This window comes from Microbacterium sp. zg.Y909, assembly GCF_024626565.1.
In genome coordinates, this window is record NZ_JANJFJ010000008.1 from 57,651 (window position 1) to 71,672 (window position 14,022).

The following is a 14,022-nucleotide window of genomic DNA, read 5'->3' on the forward strand; positions in this document are numbered from 1 at the left end:
CGGGTTCCTTCCACCACGTCGTGGGCTTGGTGTGCCGACGGCTCGGATCCGAATCGAGATCCGAGCCGTCGGCGGGTGTTCGGAGAGCCGGGAGCCGTCAGGGCTGGAACTGACCGTTGACGAGCTCGCCCGGCGGGATGAAGGCGAACTGGTCCGGAGTGACGTGCGGCCCGTGCGCATCCTTCTTGAAGCCGTAGTTCAGGACGATCGCGGTCTCCGCGGCCTTCTGCACCTCGGGGTCGATCAGCGCCGTGACGAGGGCATCCGGGTCGTCGATGCCACCGGCCTTCTCCGCCGCCGCCTTGAACAGCAGGGCCGCGTCGTAGTTGTAGGCCGTGATCAGCGAGGACTTGATGTCACCGGCGGCGAGCATGCGCTCCACTGCCTCGTTCACCCGGGTGTCGTCCGGGTTGAACTGGGTGCTGGCGTACACCTGCATGGTGAGGTTCTTGACCTGATCGGTCCCGAGCACACCGTCCGGGGCAGGCGTGGCGATGAGTCCGGTCGCGGCGACGGACGAGTTGCCCATGATCGGGACATCCCAGCCGAGCTTCTCGAGGCTCTGCAGCACGTAGCCGAGCGGGGCGCCGTAGGCGTCGAGCACGAGCACGTCGGGGTCACCCTGTTGCAGGGAGGAGAGCTGAGCCGTCATGTCGAGGGCCGCGTTGTCGAAGCCCTCGTTGCCGGTCACGGTGAAGCCGGCATCGGCGAAGGTGGTCTGGGCGGATGAGCCAAACAGCTCGCCGTAGGCGCTCGAGCCGTGCAGGATCGCGACGTCCTCGTAGCCGCGGTCCTCCGCCTCGGCGACGAACGAGCCGAGGTAGTCGGGCACCGAGGCGCTGAGGTCGAAGCTGTACGGGTTGACCGAAGGGTCACCGGAGGTGGCGGTCGGTCCCATGTTGAACGAGACGATCTTGTTCTGGGTGAGGATGGGCAGCATGGCCTCGGTGATGGTCGAGGGCCCGGAGTTCAGGACCAGGGCGGGGGCGCCCTCGGTGGCAATGTACTCGCGGAGCTTCGTGACCGCGACCGTCGGGTCGGCGTTGTCCTCGAGGTGTGTGATCTCGACCTCGCGGTCCAAGATGCCCCCCATATCGTTCACGGCGTCGACGGATGCCAGCGCTGCGGTGACGGCGGTGGTCGCGTTGTCGGCGAGAATACCCTCCGCTCCCAGTCCGCCCAGCACGACGATCTTGATGGGTTCTCCAGTGCCGCCGCCTTCTTCACCGCCGGCATCCGACTCACCGCCTGAACAGCCGGCGAGCACCATCGCCGACACCACGATCCCTGCGGCGACTGCCGCGAGTCTGTTGAACCGCATATCCCGAACCTCTCTCATCATTGAGCTGGAGCGACCAAACGCTTGCTCAGTAAAGCACACCGGATCCGCACAGGCAACGGCCAACCGGTCAGTTGCTTGGTTATGATTCGCGCACCTGTTAGATTCCGGCTCATGGACACAGCACACGCCTCTGACACCGCCCGTTTCAGCGGCCTCTCCGGCATCGCGGTCGTCACCGGAGGAGCCGGCGGAATCGGCTCCGCGATCGCCAGGAACCTCGTGGCCGCGGGTTCGCGCGTCGCCATCACCTACCGCTCGGAACCGTCCGACGAATTCCTCGCCAGCCTCGGCGAGCGCAGCGAGGCGCACCAACTCGATGTGCGCGACGCCGCCGGGGCGGAGGCCCTCGCCGCGGCACTCGCAACAGAGCACGGCGGGGTGCACACGGTCGTGCACGCGGCCGGCCCGCACGTACCGATGGTGCACCTGTCCAAGGTCCCGGTCGAGCAGTTCGCCCGCCAGGTCGACGACGACCTGATCGGGTTTTTCGCGATCGCCAAGGCCTTCCTCCCGGCGCTGCGCGAGTCATCGGGCTCACTCACCGTCGTCACCAGCGCCGGCACCCGGCGCTACCCGGTGCGCGACGGACTCTCCGTGGCCCCGAAGGGCGGCGTCGAGGCCCTCGCCCGCGGGCTCGCCGCCGAGGAGGGCCGCTTCGGCGTGCGCGTCAACGCCGTCGGACCGGGGATGCTCTGGGACGGCATGTCGGCGCGGCTCATGGCTTCGGGCGACCTCGATGAGCGGGCGCTGGAGGTGGCGATGTCCAACATCCCGCTGCGCCGCTTCGGCACCGCCGAGGACATCGCAGCCACCGTCTCCTTCCTCGCTTCCCCCGCGGCGGGCTACATCACGGGACAGAAGCTCGACGTCGATGGAGGGTTCGGGATCTGAGCCACGACCCCGCCGGTGAACCACAGGACTAGCCTTCGCGGAACGGCGACGCTATGGTAAAGCAAGCAATTGCTTGGGCAAAGGAGCGCGGGATGAGTGCAGTCGACTTCGGATTCACGCCAGGAGACAGGGTTCTCATCACCGGCGCCGGCAGCGGCATCGGTCGCGCGACAGCCGTGCACGCGGCAGAGCTCGGACTGGCCGTCAGCCTGTGGGACCTGAATCCCATCGGGTTGGCGGAGACCGCGGAGCTCGTCCGTGCGACCGCCCCCGCCGTGCACACGTGGGTGGCCGACGTCGCCGATGACGCGGCCGTGGATGCCGGCTTCAGCGACGCCGTACGCAGCCTCGGCCCACTCCGCCACCTGCACAACAACGCGGGCCCCGCGTCCAGCTCCGACATTCCGTTCGACCGGGCGCTGGAGATCTGCGTCGGCAGCGTCCGCCGCATGACCGAGACATGGGTTGCCACCGGTCCTGGCGAAGGTGCCGCGATGGTCGCGACAACTTCGGTCGCCGGCAACCTCGTGGGCACCGACAACGCCTGGTACTCCGCATCCAAGGCCGCGATCATGGGGTACGTCCGTCATCTCGCCGCCCACCGCGCCGCGGAGTTCCGCTCCAACGGGGTGGCTCCGGGGATGACGGACACCCCTCGGCTGGCCGAATTCGCTGCCAGCGAGACCGGGCAGCGCGTACTCACCCGCATCCCCCTGAAGCGCATGGCCACCGCGGACGACATCGCCTGGGCGACGCTCTTCCTCCTCTCCCCGCTCGCCAGCTACATCAACGGCGTCTTCCTGCCCGTCGATGGCGGCTGGACCGTGACCCAGTGAGCGCGGCCGACCGCGTCGACGTCGCGATGCTGATCGCCCGCATCGCGCAACTCGCCGACGCCGGAACACCGCAGGAGTACCTCTCCTGTTTCACCGACGACGCCGTGTGGGAGCTCGCCGATGCCGGGGGTCTGCCCATGGACAGCCAGCGCGTCGTCGGGCAGGAGGCCATCCTGGCGGGCGTGCACGAGCGTCGTTCCGCCGGCATCCAGGGCCCCGGATCGCACACGAGGCACGACGTGTCGAGCATCGTCGTCGAGGTCTCGGGCGATTACGCCACAGCGCGTTCGTACTTCCGCTACTACACGGGCACGCTCGCCGCGCCAGTGCTGGCCGGCATGGGCACCTATACCGATGCCTTCCGTCGCGATGGCGACGGCTGGAAGCTCAGCCAGCGCGCCATCACCCGCAGCTGAGTCCGGCTCACGGACGTGACGAGGGGGGATGAACGCCGCGAGAAGGTGGTCGTGGCTGTGCTTGCCGGCTGCGGCATGCTCAGCTCGCTGCAGTTCACCCTCATGGTTCCCGTCCTGCCCCGCGTGCCGGAACTGCTCGACGCGTCAGCCGCCGACGCCTCCTGGCTGATCACGATCACCCTGCTGGTCGGCGTGGTGGGCACCCCCGTCATCACGCGGCTCGCCGACATGCACGGTCGTCGCCGTCTGCTGCTCGTCGCGATGGGGCTGCTGATCGCAGGGTCGCTGATCGCCGCCGCGGTTCCCGGTTTCGGGGTGGTGCTCGTCGGACGCGCACTGCAGGGGTTCGGCACGGCGGTCGTGCCGATCGGCATCGCGCTCATGAGCGCAGAGGTCTCGTCAAGGCGTGCGATCTTCGGCATCGCGCTCATGAGCGGCACGCTGGGCATCGGTTCGGCCCTGGGTCTCGCGGTCGCGGGGCCCTTGGTCGCCTGGGGCGGACTGCCGACCATCTTCTGGGTCTCCGTAGCCATCGGGTCGGTGTTCTTCGCGCTCATCCTGGCGCTCGTCGACGAGGCGCCGCTGCGCATTCCCGGTCGCTTCGACGTGATCGGCGCCGTCACTCTGACCGTGGCGCTTGCGGGGCTTCTTATCGCGATTTCGCGCGGGCAGTCCTGGGGCTGGCTGCATCCGTTGACTCTCGTGTGCTTCGCCCTCTTTGTCTTGGCCCTGCCGGCATGGCTGATCTGGGAGCGTCGCGATCCCCTCCCCATGATCGACGTCCGCACGGCCCTCCGCTCCCCCATCCTGACGATCAATCTGGCGTCGTTCGTCGCCACGTTCGGGATGTACGCGAATCACCTGCTCACGACCCAGGAGGCGCTGGCCCCGGCGGACACCGGATACGGACTCGCGGCCTCCGATGCAGCCGTCGGGCTGTATCTGCTGCCCTCGGCGCTCGTCATGGTGCTGCTCTCCCCGCTCACAGCCCGTGTGATGACCCGATATGGCGGACGCCTGGCCCTCATGATCGGAGCTTCGATCATGGCGGCGGCATTCGTGTTCCGCGCGCTCGTGCACGCCGAACCGCTCGCGGTCATGGTCGGCTCCGGGATGGTCGGTGTCGGGGTGGCGTTCGCCTTCGCCGCGATGCCCTCACTCATCACGGCATCCGTTCCCCCCGGCCAGATCGCGACGGCGAACGGGCTGAACGCCGTGGTGCGCACCTTCTCGGGGGCGATCGCTGCGGCACTGTTCGGCATGCTCATCGCGATGATGCCCTCGCCCGTCGACGTCGCCTACCTCTCGCAGTCCGCCCTGCGGCTGGCCCTGGCGGTCGCCGCTCTGTGCGGCATCGCCACCGTTCTCATCGCGGCCTTCCTCCGGCTGCCCGACCCCGAGGAGTCCGTGTGACCCTGTTCGATCCGCTCGACGTGCGCGCCGTCACCATTCCGAACCGCGTCGGCGTGTCCCCGATGTGCATGTACGCCTGCACGGACGGCGAGGTCGGCGACTTCCACGTCGCACACCTCGGCCGATTCGCCCTCGGCGGGGCGGGGGTGGTCATCGCCGAGGCGACGGCGGTCGCCCCCGAGGCGCGGATCTCGCACGGCGACGCGGGCCTCTGGGACGACGCCCATATCGCCGGCTGGCGTCGAGTCGCCGACGTCACGGCGAGCACCGGCGCGGTCCCCGGCATCCAGCTGGGCCATGCGGGCCGCCGTGCGGCCGTGCGCGAGCCCTGGCGCGCCGGCGCTCCACTGAACGACGAGGACGCGGCCGCCGGGGCGGGGCCCTGGCCGATCGTCGGCCCCTCGGCGCTCGCCGCGGGTCCCGGACACCAGATCCCCGCCCGCATGTCCATCGCCGACATCCATCGTTCGGTGCAGGACTGGCATGATGCCGCGTCTCGTGCTGTGCGCGCTGGATTCCGCTTCCTCGAACTCCACGGCGCGCACGGTTATCTGCTGCACTCCTTCCTCTCCCCCGTGTCGAACACGCGCGACGACGCCTACGGCGGCAGCCCGGCGGGTCGAATGCGCTATCCGCAGGAGGTCGTGGCCGCCGTGCGGGATGCCATCGGCGACGGCATCCCGCTCTCGTACCGGATCTCGACGGTGGACGGGGCGGACGGCGGGCTCGGCCTCGACGACCTCGTCGAGGTCTCCCGGCAGCTCGCCGCGGCCGGCGTCGACATCATCGACACCTCATCCGGCGGAATCACGACCGATCGCTCCTCTGACACCCGCATCCGGCGCGGCTTCGCCTTCCACGCTGACTTCTCCCGCCGTATCCGGCGCGAGGCAGGCGTCCTGACGGCGACCGTGGGATTCGTCGTCGACCCGGAGCAGGCGTCGCTGCTGATTGAGCGCGGAGACGCCGATCTCGTTCTGCTGGGCCGGCAGATGCTCGACGATCCGAACTGGGCGCATCACGCCCGGGTGGCGCTGGGCGATGACAGCCACCGCTCATGGGACGTGCGCTTCGGCAGCGCCCTCGGGCCTCGGCACCGCACGCTCGCCCGCCTGGCTGCCGCGGGCGAGACGCCGCTCACTCGCTTTCAGGGCTGAGGAGCCGGCGCGCCTCGACCTTGCCGTCGAGCAGCCGGTTGCGCCGCCGGTGCACCCGCCACCCCTCGGCCGTGCGGACCAGCTCCCACCGGTTCGCACTCACGCGCTCCCCGAGCCACCGGGTGCCGTCGTGGACCATCACCGCCGAGTGAGTAACCGCGACGGCGGTGTCACCGTCGATGCGGATGGTCGGCGCGGACAGGATGTGCCCACAGCCGCGCTCCAGGTAGTCGACGTGCGACGGCAGGCTCACCAGCCCTCGCACGCCTGCGGCATCCAGCTCGACGTCGTCGAACCGGTAGGTGCCGTCAGGTGTCCACATCGCTGCGACCGCCTCCGCGGCGCCGGAGTCGACGGCCGGCCCGTAGCGCGCGATTAGCTCGCCGATCTCCGCGCGATCCTCCAGCGCGCGGATGCGTCGCTCCAGCGCCTCGCTCACCAGTCCTGCCAGGGGATAATCGTCGACGCGGGTGTCGAAAGCTCGCGCTCGCCGGCCGCAGCGAACCCCGCTTCGACGGCGCGCAGCTCCGGGGTGACCGTTGCCGGGTCCTCTTCCAGGTACAGCAGCCGGATGCGCAGGCTTCCGGGAGGATCGACCGGTGTCTCATCGAACGGCAGTGAGGAGTGCCGCTGCGGATGGCTGTACGAGAAGGTCCACGCCCCCGCGACTGCGTCCGCCTCCAGCAGGGCGGGGATGAGTTCGCGGTCCTCACGCCGGTGTGCCGCATGCGTGTCGGCGCTGTGGGGCTCGGCGAAGCGGGTCACTGTGAGATGGATGCCGCGGTTCGGACGGAACGGCAGCACGTCGGGCGCGACGAGCGCGCGCGGGGCGGCATATCCCTTGACCGGTCGGAAGAAGGCCAGCATCGGGCGACGGATGCCGGGAATCAGCGGGCCGCGTCCCCATTGGAACGACGCCTCGCCGAGGGCATCCCACGCCGCGACCGATTCCACCACCGGCTCGCGGAACCAGTACATCGCCGCGAAGTCGACCTCACCGGCGAGAGCGCCCTCGCTGAACTCGGCGTACTCGGGCCGGATGTCCCACCGATCCCCCCACGCGACTCCCGGGAGCGCGAGGTTCTCAGGGCGGTGATCCAGTTGATGCCAACGGTTGTAGGCGCCGTGCAGCGAGCGATCCTCGAGGCTGACGAACGAGAAGAAGGCGAGAGGCGCGAACACGCGCTCAGTCAAGCGCTTGCTTGGTAGAAAGTCAACCGCGCATGGTTCGACGGCCTCGCGCATCGTTCCTCCCGGTGCGTCCTCGGTGATCCGAGCGCGGCGCAGACCCAGGCGCCCCCAATAGGACGGAGGGGCGGGGAACGACTGCGCCGCCCCCGACGCCTACCGCAATAGGCCGCGCAGCGTCTGGATCGTGTCGGCCTCCTCGGCGCATTTGTCGTCGCGGTACGCCTTGACGCGCGCGAAGCGCAGCGCGATGCCGCCCGGGTACCGGGGCGACCGCTGCACGCCGTCGATCGCGATCTCGACCACCGTCACCGGCTCGACCCACACCGTGCCGGGGGTGCGGTGTGTCGCGATCGTCGGGAAGTGCTCGGTCTGCCAGCGCAGCGTGGCATCCGTCAGGCCTTTGAAGGTCTTGCCGACCATGACGAATCCGCCGGGTTCGCCGAACTCGCCCTCGGGGTCGAGGGCACCGAGGTGGAGGTTGGAGAGCATTCCCGCGCGGCGCCCCGATCCTTCCTCGACGGCGAGCACGACGAGATCGAACGTGTGGACGGGCTTGACCTTGATCCAGCTCGCCCCGCGTCGACCCGCCGCATAGGTCGAGTCGATCGCCTTGACGACGACGCCCTCGTGGCCGGCGGCGAGGGCCTCACGGCTCACCCGTTCGGCGACGTCGGGATCGGCCGTGATCTCGCCGCGGACGCGATGGTCCGGCGCGATCCGGGCGAGTGCGGCCATACGGGTGCGAAGCGGCTCATCGATCAGATCCCGACCGTCCAGGTGAAGCACATCGAAGAACCACGGATGCAGCACGAGTTCACGCGCCGCCTCGGCACCGAACCGCGCCATCGTCTCCTGGAACGGTCGCGGGGCCTCGTTCTCATCGAGCGCGAGGGTCTCGCCGTCGAGCACCACGTCGCGCACCGGCATCGCCCGCACGATGTCGACGATCTCGGGGAGGCGCTGGGTGATGTCGGCGAGGTTGCGGGTGAAGACGCGCACGTCGTCGCCCCTGCGGTGCACCTGGATGCGTGCACCGTCGAGCTTGTACTCCACCGATGCCTCGCCCACGGTCGCCAGCGCTTCCTCGGCCGTGGCAGCAGTGCTGGCGAGCATCGGCAGCACGGCACGTCCGACGACCAGGCCCGTCTCCTCCAGGTCGGCCTCCGTACCGTGCAGCGCGATGCGTGCGGTCTCGCGGAGGTCGCCCGACAGCATCGCCGCGCGCCGCACTGCTGCGAGTGGCCGCTCCGCGGCGGCGGCGATCGCGTCGGTGACCACTCCTTCGAGCGCGCCGGTGCGCATCTCCCCCAGCAGCGCGCGGCGGAGGAAGTATTGCTCCCGCGCGGTGGCGCGGCCGAGTATCCCGGTGAGCGTCGACGAGCGACGTGTGGCCGAGCCCTGACCGGATGCCGACGCCAGCGCGTCGAGCGCCCTGTCGACGTCGGCGATCGTCAGCGTGGGCTCCCCCGCCGGCTCACCCACGATGGCGGCGAGACCACGCCACCCGACACCGATGCGTCCCTGGCGCGGCTTGCCCAGCAGCAGGCCCAGCGCTGGCGCGAGGTCGCCCGGGTCCAGGCGCTGCCGCAGCGCGGCCAGCGCATCGACTTTCGCCCGCCGCGATCGCGTGGACGTCACGGCATCCGCGGTGTCGACCAGCTCGGCGAGCAGCATGCGGTCAGTCTGCCACCGGCATCCGACGCCACTCGAGGGGCTTGCAGTCCGCCCCACCACAACGCAAGAACGCCCGGGACCGGCGTGCCCGGGTGGCAACTCCCACCGCTTCGACGTGCCACACGCGACACCAACTGCCACCTGAATGGGCGTACGGCGGATGCCAGCGCTCAGGTGGCAGTTCACGCCGCTTCCCGCGCCTCACACGACACCAACTGCCGCCTGAAGCGGCGCGGCGGCGGCCTGCGCGACGTTGCGCGAAGCCTGCGGATGAGGGTCGCCCGGCGGATGCCGCTCGTCGCACAGGGCCAGCGGAAACATGCGAACGCCCCGGTCGACACCTTCATGAGGATCGGCGGGGGCGTTTACAGCGGGACTTAGAAGCCCCAGTCGTCGTCTTCGGTCGCGACGGCGGAGTTCCTGAACGGCGCGGAGGTGGCGGCGTGAGACGGCGCTCAGATGTAGAAGGTGTGCCACTGCGGCGGCGTGTTAGTTGTTGGATCCCGCCAGAGGATCGTCGTGGCGACGACCGAGGGACCGCCCAAATAGTGACGCGGATCGAACGGCAGCCGCATCCCCGGTGGAATCAGCTTGGGCAAACCCTCCATCGACACGATTCTCCCGCCCATGCTGTCTTCGAAGCGGTCGAGCATAAGTGGGCGATCAGACGTGTTTACCAACTCGTAGCCGGCGCGCCCGGTACGCTCGATGTCCCATACGGCCGCGGTCTCTTCGGTCGACGGGGTCGGACGTCCCTCGCTGATCCACTCCGAACTGCCGACGCGGTTGAGACCGGCGGTGACTTGATCCAGACCACCGCCCGTTTGCACGCTCTTAATCACGGCATAGGCAGCGAAGATCGCTGCGGCGACGGTGCCCACCGCAGCGACCCACGCTGGCACAGCGACACCCCAGAAGTCATGGGTCACTGCAGTGGTCACGATCATGCCCGCACTTTATCGGCGGTTCGACGCTGGCCAGTAGGGGCGGGATCATGACGGACACACTTCAGGTCCAGGACGTGCCGACGCTGACCCCGGACGAGCAGTGGCGCCGGTGGGTGGAGCGGTGGACGTGGCATCTCGACCAGGCCCCCGGCCTGCTCGAGGTTATGCGGGGCGAAGTCGTTCCGCTCGCATCGACCCGTTACGACGCCGTGCGCGTCGACGTGTCGCGCGACGGTGCTCCGGTGCCGTTCCGGGTCGAGGTGCTCGACTCAATCGACGACCTGTGGGCCGCGCTCGTGCAGTACTCGGAGAACGTGCAGCAGCTCACCGGCGGATCGATGCCCGCTGTCGCCCGGTGGCGGACCCGCGGGGAGGTCGCCGGTGTCCGCCCCGGAGCTGACGTCCGCCGTGAGGCGTTCGCGCTCGTCGCGTGGCTCGTCGACCGGGTCGACCTGATCGCGCCGCTCGAGCAGCTCGGGGGCTCCGAAGATCACCTGTTCGGGATGATCCGGTCGCTGCGGGCCCGGTATGTCACCGCGCCCGTGCCTCGCCCGAAGCGTCGCCGCTGCACGACGTGCGGTGAGGGCGAGGTCGTGGTCCGGTTCGTGGACGACGGCACGCCGAAGGGCTCACGCGTCGCCCGGTGCGACGTCTGCGGTCAGGAGTTCGTGTGACCGAGCTCGACGTCGACGGGGTGCCGCTGCTGACCTACCGGGAAGCAGCGCACCGCGTCCGTCGCACGCCGCGCGCTATCCGATACTGGCGTCAACACGGGATGGTCATGGGCTGGGCGATCCGCGACGGCCAGCGGGTGCGAGTGGTGCGGGAGGACGTGCTCCTCGCTTGGTGGCGTCAGCGCCTACAGAACTGGCCCGCCCACCAGTACCGGATGCGCCAGCAGCTGGCGGAGCGGGCCGCTCTGGAGACCCTGTTCTAGCCCTTCGGCGGGTTCGGGTCGTTGCCGTACGAGTTCTTCTGCCCGATCCTCCCGTCGAGGTTGCGGATCGTGTGCTCTACCCCGCGGTCCTTCGCCATGTCCCGGCCGACTGCCTGCTGCTCGGCTTTGGTTCCGCCGGCGTGGGCGGCCCGCGAGCTGCCTTCGACCTTCGACTTCCAGACGCCGTCTTCGTTGTACGTGCTGATGTCACCCTTGGCCATCGTCCTCAGTCCTTTCTGGTTGTGATTGAGGTTCACGCCACATCTGAATGTGGGCAAAACGTGGGCAAGCCCCCTGCCTGCGGCTCGTGCGAGCTGCTGGCAGGGGGCTTGTATGTTGCATCCTTGCGGCGCGTTTCCCTAGTTGACCTGGGGTGTGCGGCGTCACGGTAGTTGGCACGGGCGCGACGCAGTTGGCTCAAGACTCCGCTGAAGCGCCAGCCGGCACCAGTCGTCCGATCCGTCACAGTAGTTGGCACGGTGCGGAGCAATCTCGGCGCCCGGGTGGTCAGGGCTCCTCGCTCCGTGACACGGAAATCAGCCTCCGGGGTCCTCGTCCGCTTCAGTCCTGACGAAACCTAGCCGCCGCACCGGCGTTCGCCGAGCCAACAGTAGCTGCCAGCTTCGCCGCCTACTAGCGGCTACCCCCGCAAAGTCGTATCGATGTTCCCAGTCAGTCGACGTACTCGTCGTCGATGATCTGGTTCGCGTCTCCGGGGACGCACGCCGACGTGCCGCCGATGCCGTACATGGCGGGGCCGGTCGTAAACCTCAGCCCTTGGACGGGACCTCCCGTGGCGAAGACGATGGGCTCGTGTTCGGTGTTCACCCGCACGCTCATACCGAGAGACTCCCAGTAGTCCGCGACCTTCTCCGCGTCTCCCATCAGATCCACGTCACCCCGCGGGGCTTTGTAGAGATAGCTCCACTTCACGCCACTGCCACCGTCGCAAGTTTCAACACCGGGGTCTCCGGCGTCCTCCCACCCAGGGGCGCCGAGCAGTTTCGCTGTGTCATGGATGACGCTCGTCAGCGTCTCACGTGCTTCGTCCGGTGTCACGTCTGCCTCCTGGGGTCCGCAACCGGCGAGTATGACCACGACGGCAGCGAGGGTCGCGGCCACGGCGCACGGGCGATGTCGGTCAGTACGCACCGCGCATCCCTTCAATCAGTGCCCGCTGGAACGGGGTCGGTTCGTGGTCGACGGAGTTGGTGATCCGGTCACCTTGCCCGGTGGTGGCGTAGGCGACGTTGATCTGAGATTCGGTGTCCGGGTCCAAGTATCCCGTGCCGGACTCTGTGCTCGTGCCATGGTCGGTGACGCTGGCCCCACCAGCGCCGGTGTCCACTCCGAACACGTCCGCACCGAACGCTTCTGCTGCCGGGTTCACGGGATGGGTGCTGAAACCTCGGCCGACCCACGCCCATTGGTCGCCCGGCGCGGGGTCGACGGCCCACACGTCCTGGGCTTGCCCGGCGTAGACCTGGTTGGCGTTCAAGTCCGATGCGTGGTCCACCTCCGCCGGCAGGCCCGCCGACGCCAGGCTGACGAACACATCGACCTGAACCTCCGGCCGCACCAACGCTAGAGCCGATGTGGTTGTCCCGTAGGAGTGGCTGGCGACGTTGAGCATGGCGCTCTCCCTCGTCGCGTTGAACCCGACCAGAGCCTGGCTCAGGGTGGCGGCGCCAGCTGAGGCGAGATTGGTGTCAAGGACCGATAGGGCACCCACAGCCGGCGCCTTGTATCCGACCCAGGCCACGACCGCGTGCGTATGGTCCTCGTCCACGAGGCCCTGAGCCTGCACGAGTTTCATGGCGGTGTTCGCCCATGCGGGTAGTCCCGCCGCCGAGGATCCCATGCCCGGGACCGCCCAGGTCGCGACGTCGGCGCTGTCCAGGTCGCCGACGGAGACCGCAGCCAGCGGCGGGCTGTCGTCGGTTGCGAAACACAGGAGGCAGCGAAGTTACCCTCGTCGAAGTTCGGGTGTTCGTCCCCACCCGCGGGCGAAGGGGCTACGTGGCGGAGGGCAAGAGCGTGAACACTCGACTATCCCCCGTCACCAAGAAGAGGTCCGGCTCAACGTCACCTCTATCATGAAAGGCCTTCAAGAACGGCGCCTGGGGGGCTGGAATCGCCTCGCCTCGCAATGGCGAAATGTGACCGTCACGCTCTCGCTTGGTGACGACAAGACAGTGCAGGCAAAGATGGGCTGGACGGTGGCGGATCTGGTCCAGTGGTCTAATGCGCTGGCGAAGGCTGGACATTCCTGACCGCGTCCTCTACACGGTGAAGACCTGACCGGGCGCATTAGCGGCACTCGGGACGTATTAGCCACACCTCAGCCAGGTGGCGCTCAGTCATGTCCAGGGCCGGCTCGAAGACTCGCTCAACTCCCGCCGGTCATCTCGGATAGAGCCTGGCCCCGAGCGCATCCTCCAGACGCGCGACCGTACGGAGGTCAGGCCATGCGGCACCGGACAGCACGCGGCGGACCGTGGCCTCGTCAAGGTCGGCTTGTTCTGCGACCGCGCGAACGCTTCGCTCACCGAGCGCGGAACGCAGATTCAGCACGAACTGCCGGGCCGTCTCCCCCGCCGAATCCGACGACGGTGCGTCCGGCCACGACTGCGTCAGCTCAAACGGCGACTCGCGCCGCCGATTACCCACAGGATCGCTCCTGTGGAACCGGTCGGCGCGAGTCCAGTCGTTTGATGTGCCAACTGCGCAATCTGTGCCAAGTAGTTCGACGCGTGCCAACTTGAATGGGGTCAGATGCCAACTACCGTGACGCCTCACAACGTTCAGAAGTCCCAGTCGTCGTCTTCGGTCGCGACGGCCTTGCCGATGACGTACGACGAGCCCGACCCGCTGAAGAAGTCGTGGTTCTCGTCGGCGTTGGGCGACAGCGCCGACAGGATCGCGGGGTTCACGTTCGTGGTGGTTGCCGGGAACATCGCCTCATAGCCGAGGTTCATCAGCGCCTTGTTGGCGTTGTAGTGCAGGAACTTCTTGACGTCCTCGGTCAGGCCGACGCCGTCGTAGAGGTCCTGCGTGTACTGCACCTCGTTGTCGTAGAGCTCGTAAAGCAGCGAGAACGTGTAGTCCTTGATCTCGTCGCGCTCGGCCTGCGAGATCTTCTCGAGCCCCTTCTGGAACTTGTAGCCGATGTAGTAGCCGTGCACGGCCTCGTCACGGATGATGAGGCGGATGAGGTC

Annotated in this window: 16 protein-coding genes; 7 read left to right on the forward strand and 9 right to left on the reverse strand. The window is 68.5% G+C overall.

Translation table 11 applies throughout. The features are described from left to right. Nucleotides 1-97: 97 nt before the first annotated feature. Complete coding sequence (locus NQ160_RS01515; RefSeq protein ID WP_257513467.1) at nucleotides 98-1,321, reverse strand: ABC transporter substrate-binding protein; 1,224 nt, start codon at nucleotides 1,319-1,321, stop codon at nucleotides 98-100. A 132-nt stretch (nucleotides 1,322-1,453) separates the two neighbouring features. On the opposite strand from NQ160_RS01515, the gene NQ160_RS01520 reads away from it, so the two are divergent. From NQ160_RS01520 to NQ160_RS01540, 5 genes are all read left to right on the forward strand, one after another. Further along, entirely contained in the window at nucleotides 1,454-2,233 is a 780-nt protein-coding gene (locus NQ160_RS01520) for an SDR family NAD(P)-dependent oxidoreductase (RefSeq protein ID WP_257513468.1), read from the forward strand. Nucleotides 2,234-2,325: 92 nt separating this feature from the next. Then, complete coding sequence (locus NQ160_RS01525; protein ID WP_257513469.1) at nucleotides 2,326-3,069, forward strand: SDR family NAD(P)-dependent oxidoreductase; 744 nt, start codon at nucleotides 2,326-2,328, stop codon at nucleotides 3,067-3,069. After that, nucleotides 3,066-3,485, forward strand: a complete 420-nt coding sequence (locus NQ160_RS01530; protein ID WP_257513470.1) for a nuclear transport factor 2 family protein — start codon at nucleotides 3,066-3,068, stop codon at nucleotides 3,483-3,485. The genes NQ160_RS01525 and NQ160_RS01530 overlap by 4 nt, the downstream gene beginning before the upstream one ends. Before the next feature lie 51 nt (nucleotides 3,486-3,536). After that, nucleotides 3,537-4,898, forward strand: coding sequence for an MFS transporter (locus tag NQ160_RS01535; protein WP_257513471.1), 1,362 nt, complete (start codon nucleotides 3,537-3,539; stop codon nucleotides 4,896-4,898). After that, nucleotides 4,895-6,055 (forward strand): NADH:flavin oxidoreductase/NADH oxidase, encoded by a 1,161-nt coding sequence (locus NQ160_RS01540; RefSeq protein ID WP_257513472.1) that lies wholly within the window; start codon nucleotides 4,895-4,897, stop codon nucleotides 6,053-6,055. The genes NQ160_RS01535 and NQ160_RS01540 overlap by 4 nt, the downstream gene beginning before the upstream one ends. Here NQ160_RS01540 and NQ160_RS01545 read toward each other — a convergent pair. The 4 genes from NQ160_RS01545 to NQ160_RS01560 all read right to left on the reverse strand — a co-directional run bounded on the left by NQ160_RS01545 (nucleotide 6,036) and on the right by NQ160_RS01560 (nucleotide 9,867). Continuing rightward, nucleotides 6,036-6,494, reverse strand: coding sequence for a nuclear transport factor 2 family protein (locus NQ160_RS01545; protein WP_257513473.1), 459 nt, complete (start codon nucleotides 6,492-6,494; stop codon nucleotides 6,036-6,038). The genes NQ160_RS01540 and NQ160_RS01545 overlap by 20 nt on opposite strands. Then, nucleotides 6,491-7,237 carry a hypothetical protein gene (locus tag NQ160_RS01550; RefSeq protein WP_257513474.1) on the reverse strand — a complete coding sequence of 249 codons (747 nt, stop codon included), beginning with the start codon at nucleotides 7,235-7,237 and terminating at the stop codon, nucleotides 6,491-6,493. Before NQ160_RS01550 ends, NQ160_RS01545 begins: the two co-directional genes overlap by 4 nt. Nucleotides 7,238-7,399: 162 nt before the next feature. Continuing rightward, nucleotides 7,400-8,920: an ATP-dependent DNA ligase gene (locus NQ160_RS01555; RefSeq protein ID WP_257513475.1), complete on the reverse strand. Its 1,521-nt coding sequence runs from the start codon at nucleotides 8,918-8,920 to the stop codon at nucleotides 7,400-7,402. 455 nt (nucleotides 8,921-9,375) lie between these two features. Further along, nucleotides 9,376-9,867, reverse strand: a complete 492-nt coding sequence (locus NQ160_RS01560; protein ID WP_257513476.1) for a hypothetical protein — start codon at nucleotides 9,865-9,867, stop codon at nucleotides 9,376-9,378. A gap of 47 nt (nucleotides 9,868-9,914) precedes the next feature. On the opposite strand from NQ160_RS01560, the gene NQ160_RS01565 reads away from it, so the two are divergent. Both NQ160_RS01565 and NQ160_RS01570 read left to right on the forward strand, forming a co-directional pair. Then, the gene (locus NQ160_RS01565) at nucleotides 9,915-10,541 is read left to right on the forward strand and encodes a hypothetical protein (RefSeq protein WP_257513477.1); all 627 of its coding nucleotides are present in this window, start codon (nucleotides 9,915-9,917) and stop codon (nucleotides 10,539-10,541) included. Then, a complete protein-coding gene (locus NQ160_RS01570; protein ID WP_257513478.1) occupies nucleotides 10,538-10,804 on the forward strand; it encodes a hypothetical protein in 267 nt (88 codons plus the stop codon). The genes NQ160_RS01565 and NQ160_RS01570 overlap by 4 nt, the downstream gene beginning before the upstream one ends. On the opposite strand, the gene NQ160_RS01575 is transcribed toward NQ160_RS01570, so the two are convergent. The 4 genes from NQ160_RS01575 to NQ160_RS01590 all read right to left on the reverse strand — a co-directional run. Beyond that, a complete protein-coding gene (locus NQ160_RS01575; protein ID WP_257513479.1) occupies nucleotides 10,801-11,025 on the reverse strand; it encodes a DUF2188 domain-containing protein in 225 nt (74 codons plus the stop codon). The genes NQ160_RS01570 and NQ160_RS01575 overlap by 4 nt on opposite strands. A 451-nt stretch (nucleotides 11,026-11,476) precedes the next feature. Next, on the reverse strand, nucleotides 11,477-11,926 hold the full coding sequence (locus tag NQ160_RS01580) for a hypothetical protein (protein ID WP_257513480.1): 450 nt from the start codon (nucleotides 11,924-11,926) through the stop codon (nucleotides 11,477-11,479). A 19-nt stretch (nucleotides 11,927-11,945) separates the two neighbouring features. Then, the gene (locus NQ160_RS01585) at nucleotides 11,946-12,758 is read right to left on the reverse strand and encodes an alpha/beta hydrolase (protein WP_306852127.1); all 813 of its coding nucleotides are present in this window, start codon (nucleotides 12,756-12,758) and stop codon (nucleotides 11,946-11,948) included. Nucleotides 12,759-13,608: 850 nt separating this feature from the next. Further along, nucleotides 13,609-14,022 (reverse strand): ribonucleotide-diphosphate reductase subunit beta (locus tag NQ160_RS01590; protein ID WP_257513481.1); only part of this gene is annotated, 414 nt, incomplete at its 5' end.